Below are 21468 nucleotides of genomic sequence, written 5' to 3'. Positions count from 1 at the left end.
GATGGGAACTGAACTGTCTACAGTGAATTCTGTTCACCAGCAAAGTAAGCGGTTTCGCAGGTTTCAAATTGCTCCATACCTGTTTATATTGCCAAGTTTGGTTGGGGTATTAGCCTTCTTGTTACTGCCGGCGGCAGCAATTATGGTTATTAGTTTTCTAAAGTGGAACATGATTAGCAGTCCCCAGTTTGTTGGGTTTTCCAATTATGCAAAGCTAATACATAGTTCTACCGCTATCCACTCTCTTCTTGTGACTGCGTATTATGTTCTACTTAACATTCCTTTACAGACTATTCTGGCGATATTACTTGCGATACTCCTCAACCGAAAAAGTCGATGGATGGCTGTGTTTCGTCCAATTTTTGTTTTGCCCTGGTTACTTACACCTGTTGCGGTGGCAGCAACGTGGCTCTGGCTTATGAATCCAGGTTACGGATATTTTGATCATATTTTGACTGTATTATTTGGAATTTCCCCTGCATGGGTCTCGTCGAAGCAGTTAGCGATGCCAGCGATCGCGTTAGTTAATATATGGGAATTCACTGGCTACAATACCTTGTTTTTTCTCGCTGGTCTTCAAGGTATACCGACTCATCTATATGAGGCCGCGGAAATAGACGGTGCTGGTCCCGTTAGACGGTTTTTTACAATCACTCTGCCGTTGCTGCAACCTACGACCATGTTCGTCTTAATTACGTCTGTCATAGGTTCCTTTCAAGTGTTCGGAACGATATACGTTATGACGCAAGGTGGTCCGGGCAATGCTACCAATGCCATTGTCTATGAGATTTACCAAGAGGCATTTCAATTCTTCCACATGGGTTATGCGTCAGCACTAGCCGTCATACTGTTCCTTGGTATTCTGGTCGTCACACTTTTGCAATTTTTATACTTCCGACGTCATACCACGTATGACTTTAGCTGAGGAGAGATCTCATGAAACTGAAGAAGAAAAAGCTGACCGGGAGCACTCTCGTGTTTCTGCTATTGATTCTAGGTGCTATTATTTCAATTTTCCCTGTATTCTGGGCTCTTAGTACCTCTCTCAAGTCAACAAGTCAGGTCTTTAGCGACCCGCTTGGATGGATTCCGCATCCGTTTGAATGGAGCAATTACGTACATGTATGGACTGTTGAACCGTTTGGCAGGTACATTTTCAACACATTTTTTGTATCGATTGTGACCGCACTTGGTCAGATGTTGTTTGGAGCACTAGGTGCATACGCTTTTGCTCGCATGAAGTTCGTGGGTAAAAACGTAATTTTTGGGATGTATTTAAGTACAATGATGGTTCCGCCAGTTGTCACGATGATCCCTTTGTTTATCTTAATGAAGCATTTGGGATGGATAAATACTTATTATGCTTTGATAGCCCCGACTGTACTGGGCACGCCGCTTGGGATATTTTTGCTGCGGCAGTTCTTTCTCACAATTCCTATCGAACTAGAAGAAGCAGCCAGAATCGATGGGGCAAGCGTGATGCGAATTTTCTGGAGAATTATATTGCCGATGACGAAACCGGCATTAACGACACTCGGACTTATCAGTTTTGTTATGACATGGAACAACTTTATTTGGCCGGTAATTGTGATTAATAGTGACAGGTATAAGGTCCTGACACTGGCGGTGGCGGGTTTCCAAACGCAATACGGTTCAGAGTGGAATTATTTAATGGTCGTTGTGTTACTGACAACGATACCGCTCCTTATTATTTTCATTTTGTTCCAACGGTACATTATTAACGGTATCCAACTGAGTGCATCAAAATAAAATCCGATGCCCGTGGATATAAAATTTGCGAACGGAGGGATCAATGTGAGGCGGCAATATGTTAGTAAAATCCTTCTTGCTGGTGTCGCAGTCGGTGCTTTGGCATTGACGGGTTGTGGGAATAACAACTCTAATAACTCAAGCACTGCACAAGGGGGGTCAACAGGTAAAGTTGTCCATCTAAGGTACATGGTATGGGATCCGAATGAAGAAGTGGGCTATAAGAAATCAATTAAAGAGTTTGAGAAGTTACACCCTGACATTAAGGTTACGCTTGAGCAGTACAGTTGGAGTACCTATTGGCACAAGTTGTTAACTGAGATGGCAGCTGGCGACGCTCCAGACGTATTTTGGGACCACGTGACGTACTTCCCACAACTCGTGTCTTCTGGAGAATTACTTAATCTCTCACCTTACATTAAAAAGGACAATGTGAAGTTGAGTGGATATTATAAGAGCCTCGTCAATCAATACAAGTATAAAGGGAACTACTACGGTTTACCTAAGGATTGGGATACAATTGCTCTCCTATATAATAAGACAGAGTTTAAAAAAATGGGCATCAAGATGCCTGGGAAACTGACTTGGAATCCGCAAAACGGTGGTAGCTTTTTGAAACTTGCTGAGAAGCTTACGGTTGATAAGAATGGGAAAAATGCTACGCAACCAGGCTTTAACCCAAAACAAATTAAGCAGTACGGGTACCTTTCATGGAATCAAAATCAGGAGGGTTATTTAAATTTCGTAGCAGAAAACGGAGGAAAATTTCTCGACAAGAAGTTTGGAACAAAACTACAATACGACTCGCCAAAGGCCGTACAGGCGCTTCAATTTATGCAAAACCTAATTTATAAATATCACGTATCACCACCAGGGTCTCAGACAAAGGGGGCGACATCTGACCAGACTTTGTTTGACTCCGGCAAAGTCGCGATGACAACAGAAGGTGATTGGATGCTAACGCCAATCGCAAAGGGCGCTAATTTCAAGATTGGCGTTGCAGAGCTTCCAATGGGTCCGGCTGGTCGCGTAAGTGTGATGAACGGACTTTCCGATGCTGTCTATGCGCATACCAAACATCCACAGCAGGCTTGGGAACTTGTAAAGTGGTTGGCCGGAAAGAAATCCGAAAATCTGTTAACCAGCGGTGGTTGGGTCTGGAGCCCGCGTCCATCACAGGATAAGAATTTTATAGCATATTGGAAGAAAAAAGGCATTAATGTCACACCATTCATGAAGGAAGCAAAGGGACAGACAGTGAGTTTCCCTATAACCTATGGGTGGAACGAAGCATATACAAAAATTCGTAATACGATGAATCTTATGTATCTGAATCAACTGTCAGCCTCTCAGGCTGCTAAGAAAGCTGTTCAAGAAGCAGATGCCGCTTTCCAATCAGCGGCTAAGGGAAAGTAAAATTGTTGTTCTTTGGCAGGGCCGTACAAGGAGGAGAATATCCTCCTTGTACTGTTCTACACGTAATACGATAAGGGGCAAAGCCCATCTCCTACTACGACTATTCCAGTAGTTTGAACCGGTAAATTCTTTACATTATGGAGGACATCATGACGATTCGATTTGAACAAGACTCAGGCCTTTTCTATCTCCGGGCACATCGCACCAGTTACATTATGAAGCTAGTAAAATCGAAGTATTTGGCACATATATATTGGGGTGAAAGTATAAGGCAGGTTAATGGTGACAATTTGCTGAGGTTCCAGGCACGTCCATTTTCACCCGTACCTCTCTCCGAGGACCCATCCTTTTCATTAGACACATTACCTCAGGAATTTGCATCGTTCGGAAGAACTGATTTAAGATTCCCAAGTTTCCAAGTTGAGCGTCGCGACGGAACTCGGATTACCGATTTAGAGTATAGAGACCACAAGATTTATGATGGTAAGCCCATACTATCAGGGCTACCAGCAACTTACGTGGACAATGATTCAAAGGCACAAACGTTAGAAATCACCATGCTAGATCCCGTCTTGCAATTACAAGTAATCTTACAGTACACAGTTTTCGAACGTGAGAATGTCATTACGCGTTCAGTGCGGTTCGAGAACATAGGAAAGGAAAAATTGATTCTTTTACGGGCCTTAAGTATGAGTATTGATTTTTCCGACTCAAATTTTGATTTACTTCGACTATCTGGCGCGTGGGGCAGGGAACGGCAGATTGAAAGAGCGTCCTTGCACAGCGGTATCCAGTCTATAGAGAGCCGTAGGGGAGCAAGCAGTCATCAACAAAACCCTTTCATGGCACTTTTACGCAAGGATGCAACTGAGGATTACGGGGAAGTCTACGGCTTCAGTTTTGTCTACAGCGGCAACTTCATTGCTGCTGTAGAAGTCGATCAATACGACTCCGCCCGAATCTCTATGGGCATCAATCCTTTTGAGTTCTCGTGGGTGTTAGACCCTGGAGAGGAATTCCAGACTCCGGAGGTGGTCATGGTCTACTCAAGCAACGGCATTGGCGGCATGTCACGAACCTACCACCGCCTCTATCGTGAGCACTTGTCTCGAGGTCGGTACCGGGACACTGAGCGCCCGGTGTTGATTAATAACTGGGAAGCGACGTATTTTGACTTTGACCATGGTCAAATTGAAGACCTCTCAAGTGTTGCCAGTGATTTAGGACTAGAGTTGTTTGTATTGGATGATGGCTGGTTTGGACACAGAGAAGATGATACGTCTTCGCTAGGGGATTGGATTCCGCATAAATCTAAACTACCAATTGGTATTGACGGTCTAGCAGCTAGTATTAACAAAAAGGGGCTGGCTTTCGGGTTATGGTTCGAGCCTGAAATGGTTTCTGTGGACAGTAATCTTTATCGGCAACATCCAGATTGGTGTATTCATGTCCCTGACAGAACTCGCTCGGAAGGAAGGAATCAGCTGATTTTAGATTTTTCTAAGAAAGAAGTATGTGCTGAAATTATTCGTTCCCTCTCGGAGGTGCTTTTGAAAGCACCAGTTTCTTATGTTAAATGGGACATGAACCGCAACATGTCAGAAGTAGGTTCGTCTGCACTTCCGCCTGAACGGCAGCGGGAAACGTACCACAGGTATATGCTAGGCTTGTATCAAGTCTTGGAAGAAATCACTTCAAAGTTTCCTGACATTTTGTTCGAAAGCTGCTCTGGTGGTGGAGGTCGGTTTGACCCTGGAATGCTGTATTACATGCCTCAAACATGGACCAGCGATAATACCGATGCAGTCTCGAGGCTGCGCATTCAATATGGAACGAGTATTGTCTATCCAGCTGTGACTATGGGGTCCCATGTTTCTATGGTTCCGAATCATCAGGTTGGTCGAATAACCCCGTTGGAGTTTAGAGGTCACGTGGCAATGTCAGGTAACTTGGGTTACGAACTGGATGTTCAGAAGCTTAGTACCGAAGAGCAAGCGATGATGAGAGAACAAGTGTCGGTATATAAAGAAATTCGTCATATCGTTCAATTTGGAGATTTTTATCGCCTAAGGAATCCGTTTGAATGTAACGAGACGGCTTGGGAATTTATCTCTGAAGACCGGACTGAGATTCTAGCGTTTTACTTTAAGGAGTTGAGCGAGGCTAATCCTCCAATTAGACGCCTAAAATTAAAAGGATTGGATGTGGAGGCTCGATACCAAGTTACCAGTACGGACGAGATGTATTATGGTGACGAGCTCATGCAACTAGGAATTTTTATTCCTCCCTGTCAACAAGACTTTAAAAGCTTCATGTGGCACTTTAAAGTAGTTTAATCATCGTCTCGCGGACCATTTGCTAAAGTGGGCAAGTGGTCCTTCTCCGGTATTGGCATTTCGTGCCCAACAAGATATAAATAGCGGGAATCACAGGGAATCATATTTATTTAGTCAAACTGGTTCAGCTTAATGCCAGTACGGGAAAACCACAGACGTCCACTCCTCACGTCTACGCTCTGGCTCAACGCCTCAAGGCGCCCGATGCAATTGAGGCAGGGTACATTATCTATCGGAAGCCTTATTATTACCTATTCACTTCGTTTGGGCTGTGTTGCCGTGGAGTGAATAGTACGTATCATATTATGGTTGGCCGTTCAAAGACCGTAACGGGTGCTTATGTTGATAAGTCAGGAAAACGGTTACTTCAAGGCGGAGGTACCGAAGTTCTGAAGAGCCAGGGTAATATGATTGGACCAGGAGGACAATCCATTTACAAGCATGGAAGCACGTATTATATGGTTTATCACTACTATGACGCAAAAGAAGCTGGCGCGGCCAGGCTGCAAATCAGAAAGTTGAGCTGGACACCGTCAGGGTGGCCCACAGCCGGAAAGCCGATTGTTCCCGTACCCTAAATGGGATAACTAGATGGAACGTGGAGCCTGGTGTGTCGACCCCCGAACGATTAGCTCTCCTTTAACAGCCGTGGGGCCGCACGATTCCGTATTCTCCGTGAACTGAGAAAACAGTGTTTTGGCAGCTTGATACCCAATGTCTTTATTTGCAAGGTCAATTGTGGTCAGTTCCGGAACCAGGTAAGTGCAGAGCGGATCATCGTTGTAGCCAAGAACGGACAGCTCATGGGGGATATCCAAACCCAGTTCTCGAGCCGCTTGATAGACACCCACGGCCATTAAGTCATTTGCGGCAAAAATGGCCGTGGGTCTATCCGGCAGGCTCAACATTCGTATCGCCTCGCGGTAAGCAGAGTCTCTAAACCAATCCCCACAGGCGTACAGTGCTTCATCAAAATCCAGTCCCGCTGACGATAACGCATGTTTGACACCGCGATAGCGGGAGATTGATGGACTCCAGTCAGACGGCCCATTGATAAATCCGATTCGCTTATGACCCAGAGAAATCAAATGGAGAATTCCGAGGACTGCCCCGTGTTCATCATCATGGACAAAGTTGATGGTATCGTGTACCTCAGTTCGATTAATACAGACTGTTGGCAGTGAAGACTTCAAGTAGGGATTTCTGTTTGAAACGTAACTGCTTGCCAATATAACTCCAGCTAATCGAAGTTGTTCAAAAAGTTCAAGTCCTGCCTTCTGATTTTCAATTTCTGGAGCATTCCAAATCATTACACTGAACCCCAGTTCTTTGGCGGCACTCTGCACCCCTTGTGCTAACGTGGAAATATACCAATTAAACTCTTCATCCATCACTAGCCCGATGACATTCGAAGATTGCTGACGAAGGTATCTCGCCATTAAATTGGGTCGATACCCCAGTTCCTCAGCTCTCGCCAAAATTTTCGCCCTCAGCTCTTCACTCACGCCTGCGCGACCACTAAGAGCGCGGGAAACAGTGCTTGAGTTTATGCCTAGTTGCTTTGCTATATCATGAATCGTAACGATGTTCCCCACTCCTAGACTAAACGTTATCACTACCTAAAAGCGTTACCATAACAAACCAGCCAAGAGAAGACATATACAAAGTCTAGACTCGTTCAGTACTAGAATCAACGCCATACTCGAACTAGGAGTTTCCGTTTCTTTAACAAGGTTGAGCCAAGGCTGTCAGACGACAGTTGGATGTCGCTGAAAAGCTCAATTGTAAATCGTGTCGTGTAGCCCAATACGTATGCGCAACCGATTGCTATAATACTCATTGTTACCCTTATTTGTAAAGCTATATAAGTTCTAAATACGATATAATTATAACGCAATCGATTGCAAATTTGTATTGACATTTGTTCTGGGATGGGACAATATGTACACAATAATTATTTTTTCTCGCAATGAAAGCGAATTCGAGGGGGATGTAGAAAATGGGAATTAAAAAGTTGGGGATTATCGCAACGCTGTGCGCAGCACCGGCTCTGGTAGTCGCCTGTGGTACAAGCAAACCTTCCAACAGTAGCAGTGGGAACAGTACGAGCGGCAGTAAAACGGTAACGATATCGGAGATGGACTATTATACTGCACAGACCCAGGCCAGTGCTATCAAAAACCTGATTAGTCAATTTGAACAGAGTCATCCGAATATTAAGATTGATAGAACCGCTGTGCCGTATACACAACTGTTGCCGAAGTCTTTGCAAGAGGCAACAAGTCATACCCTTCCTACCATACTTGTTACAGATAATCTGAATATTCCAACCATGGTTCAAACCGGGGGATTGGTTCCGTTGACCAGTGTTGGGCAGGTAGATACCTCTCAATACTTAAAGGGATCGCTCACGACGGTAACGCAAAATGGAAAACTGTACGGATTGCCGGTTGGAAACAATGACCTGGCCTTGTATTACAACAAGACGATGTTGAAACAGGCAGGTATCTCTTCTCCTCCGAAGACTTGGTCCGAGCTGTTGACCGATGCAAAGAAACTTCACAAGGGATCTACCTACGGCATTGCATTTTCAGCCCCGAACAATGAACAAGCCATGTGGCAGTTGGCCCCGTTCGTGTGGAGCAATGGTGGGAAATTTACTCAAATGAGCTCCAGCGGAGCTGAACAGGCTGTAAATTTGTGGGCAAAGCTGGTGAAAGAAGGCGGGGCATCGAAATCAGTTGTGAACTTCAGTCAGACGGATGTCTACAATGAATTTGCGGCTGGCAGAGCTGCAATGATGGTGATGGGACCGTGGGAAATCCCTGCGTTAAAAGGAAAGAACATCAAGTACGGTGTGGCCCCTCTCCCAGTGAACCAGTCGTCTCAGCAAATGATGAGTCCTATTGGCGGTGAGGCCTGGACCATAGCGAAAAATGCATCCACCGCACAGAAGAAGGCTGCATTCACATTTATTAAATGGGTGCAAAACAAGACTCGACTCGAGAAATTTGATGCAGCCTTTGGTTACATGCCTGCATATAAACCGGCATTTAACCAGTTTGTAAAGGACCATCAGAACTATGCTGTATTTGCCAACCAGTTAAAGCATTCACAGGCTCTATTCACAAATGTGGGTACGAATTTACCAAAAGTCTCGGATGCTGTAGCGACTGCTTTGCAGTCTGCTCTTACAGGATCGTCGACTACGCAAGCGGCTGTGAAAACGGCTCAACAGACGATTAGTGCACTTCCAAAGAATTAACACATCCCCCCTGTACTGCTAAAGCTGGGGTGCAGGGGGGCTTACCAACCAGTAGTGAAATTCAATAGGAGTGTGTTCGAGGTGGATGGAAGCTTAAAAGGGATAACTCGCTCACGGTGGAGAACTCGAGGAAAAACTTGGTCAAGGCTTTTGTTTATTCTACCGCTTCTTGTATATATCACTCTGTTTCTCTTCTTTCCCGTGATTTATAACATTAAGATGAGTCTGGAGAATTACACGACATCGTCTATAGCCACGGGTAGTGCACCGTTTATCGGTTTTCAAAACTATATACACCTATTCTCGGAACCTCTCATGAGAAAAACGACCGTAAACACATTCGCATTTGTGGTTGGTTCAATTGTGTTTCAGGTCATCATTGGAATGTTGTTAGCGTTGCTGTTCAACAAAAAGTTTCCGTTAAGTCGCTTTTTGCGTACGCTCATGCTGATACCCTGGTTACTGCCTCTCGTTGTATCGGGTACAGCATTCAAGTGGATTTTTGACCAGTCCCACGGGGTCTTAAACTCGGTTCTTTTGCGACTGCACATCATTCACTCACCCATTGGATGGCTTGTATCGCCACACGTAGCACTGCTCTCCGTGATAATTACAAATATTTGGGTCGGGATCCCGTTTAATATGGTGTTGTTTTACAGCGGCCTTCAAGATATCCCAGCCGAGCTCTATGAAGCGTCCCAATTGGACGGCGCAAATGCTTGGCAAAGATTTTGGTCTGTGACGCTGCCGTCCATGAAATCTGTGGTAGCAATCGTGTTGATGCTCGGCCTTATTTATACGCTCAAGGTTTTCGACATCATCATGGTCCTGACCGGCGGCGGACCAGCAAACTCGTCTAACATTCTGTCCACATGGTCGTATATCCTATCGTTTCAAAATATGTCGTTCGGCAAGGGTGCCGCAGTCGGGAACATTATGATTGCAATTTCGCTCTTGTTTTCATTTATTTACATGCGGGTTGTCCGCGATGCATGATGGGGGTAGCTACAGATGAAAGTAAAAAAATATGCGTTGCTCATCGTTTCACTGCTTATATCTGCAGTCATGTTGTTTCCACTGTACTGGACCATAACGGGATCGCTTGAGACAAACACGCAAATTTTCCGAGATCCGCCTTACTTGTTTCCTCCGGCGCCAACGCTTCACGCATATGCATCAGCTTTTGCGACGCAACTTCCCCACTTGCTTAGCAGCTTCATCGTGGCTACAGGCACGACAGTCGTATCTTTGGCAGTGGCGGCCCCTGCGGCTTATGCCATAACCCACTTTCGTTATCGCGGCGTAACCTTTTTAGTGTCCATCTTGCTCATAACCCAAATGATTCCGGGTGTATCGTTAGCCAATGCGCTGTTTCTCATCTTCAACAAGCTGGGTCTTCTAAACAATTATTTCTCTTTGATTCTCTCAGATTGTTCGTTCTCCATTCCCTTTGATGTTCTCATTCTAAGGGCATTTATGGGGTCAATTCCACGCGCAATTTCAGAAGCGGCTGTTGTGGATGGAGCTGGGGATTGGAGGACGTTTCTGTCGGTCATTGTTCCTATCAGCAGGTCGTCCCTAGTGACTGCGGGTCTGTTTGCCTTCTTGTTTGGTTGGGGAGACTTTCTGTTCGCTGTCACGATGATGACGAGCAATAAAATTGAACCTATTACAGTCAGCATTTACAGCTATATCAGTTCTTACAGCCAGTCGTGGAGCGACATGATGGCTGCGGCGGTGTTGGCGTCCATTCCGGCAGCCATATTGCTCATACTTTCGCAAAGGTATATTACGGCCGGCATTGCCAGTAATTCAGTAAAAGGCTAATGGTTTTGTCTTTGACAACATAGTTTAAAACAACAAGTTATGGAGGATTTACAATTGAGAAAGCTTGAGCCTGTATCAGCGAACAACATTCGACTTATGAATTCGTTCTGGTCAGAACGTTCACGTTTGGTAAGAGAAGAAGTCATCCCCTACCAATGGAGGATGTTGAATGACGAGGAACCTTCGACGGCTCCCAGTCACACGATAGAAAATTTTCGCATAGCCGCAGGCGAATCCACGGGTCAGTACCAAGGCATGGTTTTTCAGGACAGCGATCTTTCAAAATGGTTGGAAGCGGTGGGCTTTAGCTTGCGGCGGCATCCGAACCCGGAGCTCGAAACCCTTGCCGATTCGGTCATAGACTTGATGGAGAAGGCTCAGGAGCCGAATGGCTACCTAGATACGTACTTTATCGTAGCCAAACCTGATGAAAAATGGACGAACGTACGAGATTTGCACGAACTCTACTGCGCCGGACATCTGATAGAAGGGGCCGTGGCATACTATCAGTCTACAGGCAAAACCAAAATACTCGACATATCATGCCGCCTCGTCGACCACATTATGGAGACCTTCGGTGAGGAAGACGGCAAGATTCGCGGGTATCCAGGACATGAGGAAATTGAGTTAGCTCTGGTCAAGTTGTATCGAGTCACCGGTCGTAAGGAATACCTTACGCTCTCTAAGTTTTTCGTAGATGAGCGCGGAGCAGAGCCTCGTTTCTTCGCTAAAGAAGCCGAAGTGAGGGGAGATCACAGTAGCTACAACTTTGCCTACTCACAGTCTCATGCTCCTGTACGCGAACAGAATACTGCGGAGGGTCATGCCGTCAGAGCCATGTACCTGTATAGTGCCATGGCCGATTTGGCTGCTGAGTATCAAGATGAGAGCCTTCTCTCTGCGTGCCGAAACTTATGGGACAACGTGACAAAAAAACGCATGTACATCACCGGTGGAATTGGCTCAAGTCAGTATGAAGAATCATTTACAGTTGACTTTGATTTGCCCAATGACCGTGCGTATACAGAAACATGCGCTGCCATCGGATTGGTTTTTTGGGCCCATCGAATGCTGCAGATAGATACGGACGGAATCTACGGCGATGTCATTGATAGAGCACTGTACAATGGCATCTTGAGCGGAATGTCGCTGGACGGCAAGAAGTATTTCTACGTAAACCCTCTGGAAGTATGGCCTTCCGCAGCTCTAAACCGTCACGATATGACGACGGTAAAGCCGGAACGTCAGAAATGGTTTGGCTGCGCCTGCTGCCCTCCGAATATTGCCCGTTTAGTCGCTTCTATTGAAGACTATCTGTATTCAGTTGATGCAGATGGATTGTATGTTCACACATACACAGACAGTGAAGTTCAAGTTGACGTTGGCGGCCATGAGGTAACCATTGTGCAGAGGACTGAGTATCCCTGGGATGGACAGGTCGACATTGAACTGTCTCTTGAGGGACGGGCTGAATTCGACCTGGTTATGCGTATCCCCTCTTGGTGCCGTGATGCCCAAGTGCGGGTCAATGGAGAGCCCGTGGATTCGTGTATTGTGGAACGAGGGTATATGAGGGTTCGAAGCGTATGGTCGTCAGGTGACAGAATTTCTTTATCTCTGCCAATGGTCACACAGCGTATTCATGCACATCCACAAGTCCGAGCCGACGCCGGTAAAGTCGCTTTGCAACGAGGTCCCATGATTTATTGTATGGAGGAGGTGGATAATGGTGAAAATCTCTCGGCGATTTCTATTGCGGATGATGCAAAAGTTCTCGTGGAGAGAAATGATAGTGTTCTCGGTGGTATTCCCATTCTGAAGGTTCCTGGACGGCGTGACGTGCCCAATGCTGAGCAGTTGTATGAAGCGACGAATATGTCTTATCGTTCCGTAGAAGTGACGTTTGTGCCGTACTTTTCTTGGTGTAATAGAACGCCAGGGGAAATGCTCGTTTGGGTACGAACGACATCATAAGTTGTTAGGAAACGAGCTTGGTTGTTTAAGCCGGGTTCAACCAGGCAGCGGTGCTGCCTCTCTCTTTCAGAAGTAGTTTGACTTTCACAATACCGATTTCCTAGCACTGGTGCGGCTTCCGATAGGTATGGTTTGACGGGAGCCGCCCATTAGTATTCAAAGACCTATAAAAAAGCACCATATTTGTATGGCTAGTCACAAAAACCCCTTATCAAATTTGTATATACATAAATTTGACACATATTAATTGTAGTGACAACATAGAAATATCAAATCATTCTCTAAATACTATGAACTCAGAAAACTAGTACTGTCTAGACCGGTATCTGAAAATGGGAACGAAGGAGTGAAACTTGATTTTGTGAGAATCTGAGTCACTGTGTCTGTGCTTGAAATCGGTGAAAACGCTATCTGAAGTGAAAGAGGGGGAGAACGATGCGTAGGACTCGTAAAGCAATGGTTGGGCTTGCTTCAATTTCCACGTTATCACTTTTGGCAGTGGGGTGCGGATCATCGGGAAGCGGAGGCTCCGGTTCATCTACTTCTGTGTCTAAGTCTTCGAAGATTAATCCAAAGACGGGCCTTCCTGTGTATAAGAAGAACGTAACGATTAGCTTCTGGAGTTGGGTTCCAAACGATAAGAAGAGGGTCCAGATTTTCGAAAAATACTATCCAAATATTAAAGTGAAATTGCAGGATGTGGGTGCGGGGGGCCCTGAATATCAGAAGCTGAGTACAGCTTTCCAGTCCGGCTCGGGAGCGCCTGATGTTGTCATGTTGGAATATGATATGATGCCGCAGTTCATACAGTCCGGAGGTCTACGCTCAATCACGAGTTATGTGAAACCGTTTGCAAGCAAGTATCCGAAATGGGTTATGAATCAGGTTTCATATAAGAACAACATCTACTCCGTTCCGGAGGACACAGGTCCGCTGGGACTGTATTATCAAAAATCAATTTTCAGTAAAGACAACATTAAAGTTCCGACGACGTGGGCGCAGTATCAGACGGAGGCTGCAAGCTTTCATAAGAAGAATCCGAACCAGTATTGGAGCTACTTTGCTACAAACGATGCCCAGTGGGAGTTGGGTTTACTTTGGGCAGCAGGCATCAACCCATTCCAGCACACATCTAAAGGTTGGAAAATAAACTTGGACTCTCCTCAATCCGTTAAAGTCTTTAAGTACTGGGGGAACCTTATTAAATCCGGAGCGGTAGAACCTGTAACGGACGGTTCGCCTGGATTTCATAAGGAGTTGACACAGGGCAAATTTGCAACCATTGTTGGCTCAGCTTGGTATCCTAGTGAATTCCTTGTCAATTTTGATAAGAACCTCAGTCAGCACAACTGGCGTGCGGCAATGATTCCCGAGTGGAGTGCAGGGCAGACCGTGGACGGTGACTGGGGCGGGTCCGCGGATGCGGTCACGAAGCAATCGAAACATCCAGAGGCTGCAGCAATTTTTGCTACATTCATCAATACAAGCAAATATGAGCAACCGCACAATGTGAAGCCTGCTAAACAGGGAGGCGGGGGACTGTTTCCTGCCTATGAAAGCGGCTTTAAAACAACTCAGTTCAACGCTGGGAATCCGGCTCTCGGAGGTCAGAAAGCCAATGCACAGATTTTTAAGAAGGAGGCTACGAGAGTCGATGCAAACTGGCAGTGGAATCCATGGGCATCGTACACATTTAACGAGCTTTCTTCGCAACTCACCAAAGCAGCGAAAGGCCAGGAGAGTTGGAAGCAGGCCCTGACGAATACTCAGAACAAAATCGTGAATTATGCTAAGTCGCAGGGGTATAAGGTGCAAGGATAGTAGCTAGAGAAGGCGTCTCGTGGAGTGGTGTGTCTCATCGAGATGCCTTCTCTGGTAAATTCACGAGTAATTGAGGTGATGCTAGGGTGAAATCAGAAAAATCGGCTTGGGGATTTCTTCTTCCATTCATGCTTTTGTTCGTTGTGTTTCTGATTGGTCCGCTCATTTATGCCTTTTATATCAGCCTGTTTGTACAGCGGATGGGCGTACTTCACTTCATAGGTTTTCACAACTACATCATTGCTCTGCACAACGGTGCGTTTTGGGTATCTATCTTGAGGGTGCTGTACTATGGCGTGCTTCAAGCGATTTTAATGATTGGGCTTGCCATTGTCTTGGCGCTTCTCCTTGACACTCCTTACGCGAGAGGCAAAGCCTTCTTTCGGCTGGTGTATTTTTTGCCCTATGCAGTTCCTGGTGTCCTGGCCGCGATTCTGTGGGGGTTTATGTACTCGACTCGTATCGACCCGATTTTAAGTGCTATCCATTTCAAACCTCTCAGCAGCGGCGTTTTGCTGTATTCCATCTTGAACATTACTGTTTGGGAATGGGTAGGCTATAACATGACGATTTATATTGCCAGTTTGGCTGGCCAAAATCGAGACTTGTTCGAGGCAGCTAGAATCGACGGTTGCGGCGAATGGAAACTGGCTTGGAATGTTAAACTGCCACTCCTTCAGCCGACGATTGTTATGACGGTTCTTTTGAGTATGATAGGCTCGGTTCAGTTGTTTAACGAGCCGTTCATACTGGAGAGTTTGACTGCTATTTCACCGAATTTCACACCTAATCTAGCTATTTTCAACATGGCTATCGGTGTGTCAAACGAACCCTATGGTGCCACCTTAGCAGTTTTGCTAGGTGTCATCTCAATTATTCTGTCTTTTCTTGCACTGTTCATTCTTAGAATGGTTGGGAGAATTCAAGGAGGCAACTCCAGACCAGCTCAGACTTGAATCTGCTTGCAAACTGAATCTGCATAGAAGGAGGGGTAAGCCGTGTCAAGCAGTGAAACTGTTCGTAGTCCAAAGCGTCCGGGAAGGCTTATATCTATTATCATTTTCTTAATCCTTCTTGCTGCCGCCTGCTACTTTTTACTTCCAATTGCTTGGATTCTTGTGGCATCCACAAAGGATACGAAATCGTTGTTATCGACGGGCATGTTTCAGCTTCCTTCCCATTTTCATTTTTTTCAAAATCTAGTTTATTTGACAACCTTTCAGCATGGGGAGTATTGGCTCTGGTACCTGAATTCCATCTTATATTCTGGAATTGTGGGGGTCGGAACTATCATTGTCTGTTCCATGGCGGGATATGCACTGTCAAAGTATCAATTTAGAGGGAAAACACTCACGTTTTATGCCGTGATGGGGTCGTTAATGATGCCTCCAACTGTCATTGCAATACCCTTGTTTATTCTGGAAGGCTTCTTAGGAATTCGCAATTCCTACTTGGGAGTGATCTTTCCTCTTTTGATAAATGCTTTTGGCGTATATTTTCTGCGCATTTACATCAATGATGTTGTGCCTGATTCACTCTTGGAGGCAGGCCGGGTAGACGGGGCTTCTCCCTGGCGAATATTTTGGCAAATTGTTTTTCCTTTAATTCGGCCAGCGTCGGCTACGCTGTTCTTAATCAGCTTCATCGGAACTTGGAACAACTTCTTTTTACCCTTGGTCATCTTGCACAGTTCCCGACTCTTCCCAGTCACGCTTGGACTCGATACCTGGACCAGCAGCATGAATACTGCTGCAGCTCAAAACGTCTCGTGGTATCCACTGATTATTACTGGTGCGCTGGTCTCGATTATTCCAATGGTGATTGGATTCATATTCTTAAGAAAATACATTGTTGCCGGTTTAGCCCAGGGTAGTGTGAAGGCCTAGGACAGAAGAGGCAAACGACTTATTTTTATATGGAGGAGATATGATGGCAACGAAATCTGCAGAAATCAAATTGACACCGGATTATGTTGTGGGGGAGGTAGACCCGCGGCTGTATGGTTCATTTATTGAGCACCTTGGCAGGGCTGTGTACGGTGGGATTTATGAACCGGATCACCCGACAGCAGATAATGACGGGTTCCGTCAAGATGTAATTGATTTGGTGAAAGAGTTACAGGTCCCCATTGTAAGGTATCCTGGAGGCAACTTTGTATCCGGATATAACTGGGAAGATGGGGTGGGTCCCAAGGAAGAAAGAAAGAAACGTCTAGAGCTGGCATGGCGGACCATTGAGCCCAACTACGTGGGAGTCAATGAATTTGCGGATTGGGCAAAAAAGGCGAACACAGAGGTCATGATGGCTGTTAACTTAGGGACCCGAGGAATCGACGCGGCACGGAACTTGGTTGAGTATTGCAATCACCCATCCGGCACCTATTGGAGTGATTTACGTGCCAGTCATGGATATCAGCAACCGCACGCCATTAAAACATGGTGCCTAGGGAACGAAATGGATGGTCCGTGGCAGATTGGACACAAGACAGCCGAAGAATACGGACGAATCGCTCTTGAGACAGCAAAAGTCATGAAGTGGGTGGATCCTTCAATTGAATTGGTCCTAGCGGGCAGTTCTGGTACTCAGATGCCTACCTTCCCTGAATGGGAAGCGACGGTGCTGAATCATGCCTATGAATACGTAGACTACATCTCACTGCACCGGTATTACGGGAATCACGACAATGACACTGCAAACTTCTTGGCCAGCGCCATGGATATGGAAGAGTTTATTAACAGTGTTGTATCAACTTGTGACTATATGAAGGCCAAAAAGAGAAGTAAGAAAACAATTAATTTGTCATTTGACGAGTGGAACGTCTGGTTTCATTCAAATGAAGCAGACAAACAAATTGAACCGTGGACTGTGGCACCGCCCCAATTAGAGGACACATATACAATGGAAGATGCGTTAGTCGTCGGGACAATGCTCATCACGTTGCTGAGACACGCAGACCGTGTTAAAATGGCCAGTCTCGCACAACTGGTCAATGTCATTGCTCCGATAATGACAGAAAACGGAGGCAAGGCATGGCGCCAGACGATTTTCTATCCATTTCTGCATGTCTCTAATTTTGGCCGCGGGGTGGTTCTAAATCCCGCAATCACCTCGCCCGCGTATGACTCTAAGGATTTTAGTGATGTGCCCATCTTGGACGCTGCGGCTGTCTTCAATCAAAGAGCTGATGAACTTACTATCTTTGCCGTTAATCGCGATATGGAAGAATCCATATCCCTTGCCATTGATGTGCGCGGTTTTGAGGGTTATCAGGTGGTCGAGCACATTGTATACACAGACGAAGACATCAAAGCGAGGAATACAGCCGATAATCCAGAGCGTGTTGTACCACAACAAGGTTCGGGAACCGTAGTAGAGGACGGATTGGCGACATCTGTACTGCCCAAGCTTTCCTGGAATGTCATCAGATTAAAAAAGTAGTCCATCACAGTTGCTTTGGTTTCATTTACAGACATGACTTTCGGTGGAGGTGACATTTATGGACGTGCCGGCTCATCTTTTAAATAAATCTGTAAAATGTGCCTGTGGTATGACTCATTTCGTACCCATTGAGGAAGTCGCAGTGCACCACGATGTACAGTATCTCATGGCGGAGTATTTGGAAAGGAAAAAATACAGGAATCTGCTACTGGTTGCAGATAGCAATACTTTTGAAGTTTTTGGTGCGAGGCTTGAACGATATCTTCAGGATACCGGGTTTAACGTTGGAACGTGCATTTTCTCCGAACGCCACGGTCTTTTGCCGGACGAGGCGGGTGTGCAAAAGGTGACACAGCAGATAGAATCTGCAGACTTTGACACCGTCCTTGCAGTTGGCAGCGGAGTTATCAACGATCTCGTTCGCTATAGTACCTTTCACCAAGGGCTACAATACATCGCTGTCGCAACGGCGCCATCTATGGACGGTTATGCATCCAACATGGCAGCCATGCAATTTGACGGGTTAAAAGTTACGTCAAAGGCGCATCCGCCCCAAGCCATTTTTGCGGACCTGTCTGTGCTCATGGATGCTCCTTTCGAACTTCTCCAGTCGGGTTTTGGGGACCTGATTGGAAAGGTCATCTCCTTGTCGGATTGGTTGCTGGCAAAGGATTTCTATGGTGAACATTTCTGTCAACAAAGCTACAATCTTGTTTCGGAACCTCTGAGTTATATCATTAAAAACGCTGCACATCTCGAACGACGCGATTCGAAATCAGTGAAGGGGTTATTCACTGGCCTCATCAATTCTGGTATTGCAATGGCAATGATGGGCCATTCACGCCCCTGCAGCGGCAGTGAACACCATTGCTCGCACTTTTGGGACCTAATGGCGTACAAGGGACATCGAGGACACGCTTCACATGGCTTGCAGGTAGGGTATGCAACCCGCTGGATGACTCGGTTTTACCGGGATGTGCTGCATCTGGACTCTGTGCAAGAACCCGTTCCATTTGTGGTTTCGGATTCATTTCAACAGTTTGCTCATAGGTTTTACGGGGCAGGGGCTGATGAAGTCATTCAGGCACAAACTGCAAAATCCCATTGGTTGAAAGAAAGCCCGTTTCAAGCACAGGAACTTACAAACGAAGGATTACACAGCGTCCTTCAACCGACAACCACGATGATGCAACAATTGGAAAACGCATTGACCGTGATGAGTATTTCAAGTGAACCAGAGTCGCTCGAGTTGTCTGAGGAGTTGCTTCGACTGACCTTTGAGCACGCAAAGGACCTTCGCTCACGCTATACGGTTTTTGATTTTCTCGAAGGGCAGGGTCTGTTAGCAGAAATGATTGATCGGGCCGTGCTGTCGCTGCATGCATCCTGAAGCGGAGTTCTCAACTTCGCTTTACAAATTTGTTCATAGAAGGTGTGGAGTATGAAAAACAAGGTAGCCGTTATCACGGGGGCAAGTCGTGGAATTGGACGAAATACGGCTGTGCATCTCTCGAGGCAGGGGACGAAGGTTATTTTACTGGCGCGCAACAAGGACAACCTTGCAAGTGTCGTTGACGAGATTCAAAACGACGGCGGAGAGGCAGCACTGCGGCAGGTGGACGTCATCGATGCAGCTTCGGTTACGAAGGCCTTTCAAGGGATTGACGGCATTTTTGGCCCCGTCGATGTTCTCATTAACAATGCGGGTTCATTTGAGACTATCGGCCCGGTTTGGGAAGTTGACGCAGGGAAGTGGTGGCACGACTTCACGGTGAATGTAAGAGGAGCGTTCTTGTGTTCAAAAGCGGTGTTGCCATCAATGAGAAAGCGAAATGAAGGATATATCATCCACATTGTTGGAGGCGGGACAAAAGGTGCATTCCCGTTTGGTTCTGCATACGGATCGTCAAAGACAGCTCTGGCCCGCCTTGCAGAAACAATGGCTGCTGAACTTCGGGATACAGGGATTAGAGTCTTTGCAATCGATCCTGGACTGAACGACACAGATATGACAAAGTATCAGCGCGAGACTGAATTAGGTAAAAAATACCTTCCGGATATGGCCGGCCTATTTAAACAGGGGGTGGATGAATCACCTGAAACCGCCCCGCAGTTAATGGCACAAATCATTTCCGGGGACTTTGACCGGCTTAGTGGGCGCATTTTCAGTGTGCACGACAATCTCGATACCATCCTTCTCAATCTAGATGACATTCTTGACAGGGATCTCTACACGTTGCGCTCCAATGAACTCCCAGACGCGCTCCGAAAAACGCCAGTGAATCCCTCGTTAGCTGCGGGATAGTAGAAGACAGGTTCATACAAAGCTTTGTCCTGTGAATCTACTGCATGTTTTGTTGTAGAATATAGAGGGTAACCCTAGAGGTAGTGGGTGATGTATTGTGCACATGCTTAGGAGAAGGTGGAGACGACCACATGCCGGTTCAAGTACCAAAATATATGTATGTCAAATCCAAAATTAAAGAATGGGCAGCGACGGGTGAAATCAGACCAGGAGAACAAGTGCCAACTGAACACCAGTTGGCAGAACAGTTTCAGATGAGTCGGCAGACGATTCGAATGGCTATGAACGAATTAGAGCACGAAGGGGTCTTGTACAGGGTTCAGGGCAGAGGAACTTTTCTCTCTAATGGTTTTTTAAGTGGTAAGGGTACAGACATATCTCACAGAATTATTGCCGTGGTTACGACATATATTTCCGACTATATTTTTCCACCTATCATTCGCGGGATTGAAACACGCCTGAGCCAAGACGGATATTCCATGCTTTTATTAAGTACGAACAATGATCATCAAAAAGAGTCACAAGCGCTTGAGAGTATTCTGCAGACACCCATTGATGGCATCATACTAGAGCCAACCAAAAGCTCTCACTATAACCCTAACACAAGGAAATTCTTATCAATTCTAGCCAGACGCATTCCCATTGTCATGTTGCACGGCTCCTACGTTGAACTGGGACTCCCTTGCGTTCGCCTCGATGACGAAGAAGGAGGAGCGCTCGCAACAGAGCACCTGCATAGTTTAGGACATAAAAAAATCGGCGTTCTCATGAAAACGGACGACATTCAGGGTAAACTGCGTTTTCGCGGCTTTATGCGGATGAGTACTCGAATGGGAATTGACATATTGCCGGAATGGATTCGCTTCAGCTCTACCGAAGAGACGGACGAAAACGTCTCTCAATATGCAAAAATGATTGCTGGGGTTAAATCTGAGGAAAGGCCGACTGCGTTACTCTGTTACAATGACGCTCTCGCAGCAAAACTCCTCAGTGCGTTTCTAGAACTAGGCATTAGTGTGCCTGATGACTTATCCGTTCTTAGCTTTGACGATTCTCACTTGGCTGAGGTAAACCATCTGACTTCCGTCAAACACCCAAAGTACGATATGGGTGTAAAAGCTGCAGACCGCATTTTAACATCAGTCCGGATTAGGCAACATAATTCCAAGGAGACTGTAGATGATTATATCTATCCGACTGAACTGTCTATTCGGTCTTCAACGAAACGTATAGCAACTCACAGTCCTTCAAAAATGCCTTGATTCAGTCGCAGAGGTTTAGACTTTCCTTCGTCCAAACCTGTTAATGCCATCATC

Annotated in this window: 17 protein-coding genes; 16 read left to right on the top strand and 1 reads right to left on the bottom strand. The window is 46.0% G+C overall.

Translation table 11 applies throughout. The annotated features are described in order from the left end of the window. The first annotated feature begins 1 nt into the window (after position 1). The 5 genes from GI364_RS18965 to GI364_RS18945 all read left to right on the top strand — a co-directional run bounded on the left by GI364_RS18965 (position 2) and on the right by GI364_RS18945 (position 6100). Positions 2-925, top strand: coding sequence for a carbohydrate ABC transporter permease (locus GI364_RS18965; protein ID WP_198850772.1), 924 nt, complete (start codon positions 2-4; stop codon positions 923-925). Between the two features lie 11 nt (positions 926-936). Beyond that, positions 937-1770, top strand: coding sequence for a carbohydrate ABC transporter permease (locus tag GI364_RS18960; protein WP_198850771.1), 834 nt, complete (start codon positions 937-939; stop codon positions 1768-1770). A 45-nt stretch (positions 1771-1815) separates the two neighbouring features. Continuing rightward, positions 1816-3186 (top strand): ABC transporter substrate-binding protein, encoded by a 1371-nt coding sequence (locus GI364_RS18955; protein ID WP_198850770.1) that lies wholly within the window; start codon positions 1816-1818, stop codon positions 3184-3186. Positions 3187-3335: 149 nt separating this feature from the next. Continuing rightward, complete coding sequence (locus GI364_RS18950; protein ID WP_198850769.1) at positions 3336-5522, top strand: alpha-galactosidase; 2187 nt, start codon at positions 3336-3338, stop codon at positions 5520-5522. Between the two features lie 80 nt (positions 5523-5602). After that, positions 5603-6100: a family 43 glycosylhydrolase gene (locus GI364_RS18945; protein ID WP_198854118.1), complete on the top strand. Its 498-nt coding sequence runs from the start codon at positions 5603-5605 to the stop codon at positions 6098-6100. A gap of 9 nt (positions 6101-6109) precedes the next feature. Here the strand turns inward: GI364_RS18945 and GI364_RS18940 are convergent, their stop codons facing one another. Then, positions 6110-7117, bottom strand: a complete 1008-nt coding sequence (locus GI364_RS18940) for a LacI family DNA-binding transcriptional regulator (protein ID WP_233096192.1) — start codon at positions 7115-7117, stop codon at positions 6110-6112. A 404-nt stretch (positions 7118-7521) separates the two neighbouring features. Here GI364_RS18940 and GI364_RS18930 point away from each other — a divergent pair, with 404 nt between their 5' ends. The 11 genes from GI364_RS18930 (at position 7522) to GI364_RS18880 (ending at position 21414) form a co-directional block, all read left to right on the top strand. Further along, positions 7522-8787, top strand: a complete 1266-nt coding sequence (locus GI364_RS18930) for an ABC transporter substrate-binding protein (protein WP_198850766.1) — start codon at positions 7522-7524, stop codon at positions 8785-8787. A gap of 81 nt (positions 8788-8868) precedes the next feature. Further along, positions 8869-9783 carry a carbohydrate ABC transporter permease gene (locus GI364_RS18925; protein WP_233095874.1) on the top strand — a complete coding sequence of 305 codons (915 nt, stop codon included), beginning with the start codon at positions 8869-8871 and terminating at the stop codon, positions 9781-9783. A 15-nt stretch (positions 9784-9798) separates the two neighbouring features. After that, a complete protein-coding gene (locus tag GI364_RS18920) occupies positions 9799-10614 on the top strand; it encodes a carbohydrate ABC transporter permease (RefSeq protein ID WP_198850765.1) in 816 nt (271 codons plus the stop codon). Positions 10615-10710: 96 nt separating this feature from the next. Continuing rightward, positions 10711-12588, top strand: coding sequence for a glycoside hydrolase family 127 protein (locus GI364_RS18915; protein WP_233096191.1), 1878 nt, complete (start codon positions 10711-10713; stop codon positions 12586-12588). A gap of 435 nt (positions 12589-13023) precedes the next feature. Next, complete coding sequence (locus GI364_RS18910) at positions 13024-14409, top strand: extracellular solute-binding protein (RefSeq protein WP_198850763.1); 1386 nt, start codon at positions 13024-13026, stop codon at positions 14407-14409. Positions 14410-14495: 86 nt separating this feature from the next. Continuing rightward, a complete protein-coding gene (locus GI364_RS18905) occupies positions 14496-15365 on the top strand; it encodes a carbohydrate ABC transporter permease (protein WP_233095873.1) in 870 nt (289 codons plus the stop codon). 42 nt (positions 15366-15407) lie between these two features. Continuing rightward, positions 15408-16295, top strand: coding sequence for a carbohydrate ABC transporter permease (locus tag GI364_RS18900; RefSeq protein ID WP_198850762.1), 888 nt, complete (start codon positions 15408-15410; stop codon positions 16293-16295). A gap of 43 nt (positions 16296-16338) precedes the next feature. Next, on the top strand, positions 16339-17847 hold the full coding sequence (locus GI364_RS18895) for an arabinosylfuranosidase ArfA (protein WP_198854115.1): 1509 nt from the start codon (positions 16339-16341) through the stop codon (positions 17845-17847). A gap of 58 nt (positions 17848-17905) precedes the next feature. Next, on the top strand, positions 17906-19237 hold the full coding sequence (locus GI364_RS18890) for a sn-glycerol-1-phosphate dehydrogenase (RefSeq protein ID WP_198850761.1): 1332 nt from the start codon (positions 17906-17908) through the stop codon (positions 19235-19237). A gap of 51 nt (positions 19238-19288) precedes the next feature. Further along, complete coding sequence (locus tag GI364_RS18885; protein ID WP_198850760.1) at positions 19289-20152, top strand: SDR family oxidoreductase; 864 nt, start codon at positions 19289-19291, stop codon at positions 20150-20152. A 131-nt stretch (positions 20153-20283) separates the two neighbouring features. Continuing rightward, positions 20284-21414 carry a GntR family transcriptional regulator gene (locus GI364_RS18880; RefSeq protein ID WP_198850759.1) on the top strand — a complete coding sequence of 377 codons (1131 nt, stop codon included), beginning with the start codon at positions 20284-20286 and terminating at the stop codon, positions 21412-21414. Positions 21415-21468: the final 54 nt, after the last annotated feature.

Source organism: Alicyclobacillus sp. SO9 (genome assembly GCF_016406125.1).
Taxonomy (GTDB): Bacteria; Bacillota; Bacilli; order Alicyclobacillales; family Alicyclobacillaceae; genus SO9.
This window is presented reverse-complemented; position numbering and strand designations above follow the sequence as displayed.

What these genes read in the sequence shown, in the direction of transcription:
- GI364_RS18910 (WP_198850763.1), top strand. Translation starts at nt 13,024, where the DNA reads ATGCGTAGGACTCGTAAAGCAATGGTTGGGCTTGCTTCAATTTCCACG.
- GI364_RS18885 (WP_198850760.1), top strand. Translation starts at nt 19,289, where the DNA reads ATGAAAAACAAGGTAGCCGTTATCACGGGGGCAAGTCGTGGAATTGGA.
- GI364_RS18960 (WP_198850771.1), top strand. Translation starts at nt 937, where the DNA reads ATGAAACTGAAGAAGAAAAAGCTGACCGGGAGCACTCTCGTGTTTCTG.
- GI364_RS18950 (WP_198850769.1), top strand. Translation starts at nt 3,336, where the DNA reads ATGACGATTCGATTTGAACAAGACTCAGGCCTTTTCTATCTCCGGGCA.
- GI364_RS18930 (WP_198850766.1), top strand. Translation starts at nt 7,522, where the DNA reads ATGGGAATTAAAAAGTTGGGGATTATCGCAACGCTGTGCGCAGCACCG.
- GI364_RS18965 (WP_198850772.1), top strand. Translation starts at nt 2, where the DNA reads ATGGGAACTGAACTGTCTACAGTGAATTCTGTTCACCAGCAAAGTAAG.
- GI364_RS18920 (WP_198850765.1), top strand. Translation starts at nt 9,799, where the DNA reads ATGAAAGTAAAAAAATATGCGTTGCTCATCGTTTCACTGCTTATATCT.
- GI364_RS18880 (WP_198850759.1), top strand. Translation starts at nt 20,284, where the DNA reads ATGCCGGTTCAAGTACCAAAATATATGTATGTCAAATCCAAAATTAAA.
- GI364_RS18890 (WP_198850761.1), top strand. Translation starts at nt 17,906, where the DNA reads ATGGACGTGCCGGCTCATCTTTTAAATAAATCTGTAAAATGTGCCTGT.
- GI364_RS18895 (WP_198854115.1), top strand. Translation starts at nt 16,339, where the DNA reads ATGGCAACGAAATCTGCAGAAATCAAATTGACACCGGATTATGTTGTG.
- GI364_RS18915 (WP_233096191.1), top strand. Translation starts at nt 10,711, where the DNA reads ATGAATTCGTTCTGGTCAGAACGTTCACGTTTGGTAAGAGAAGAAGTC.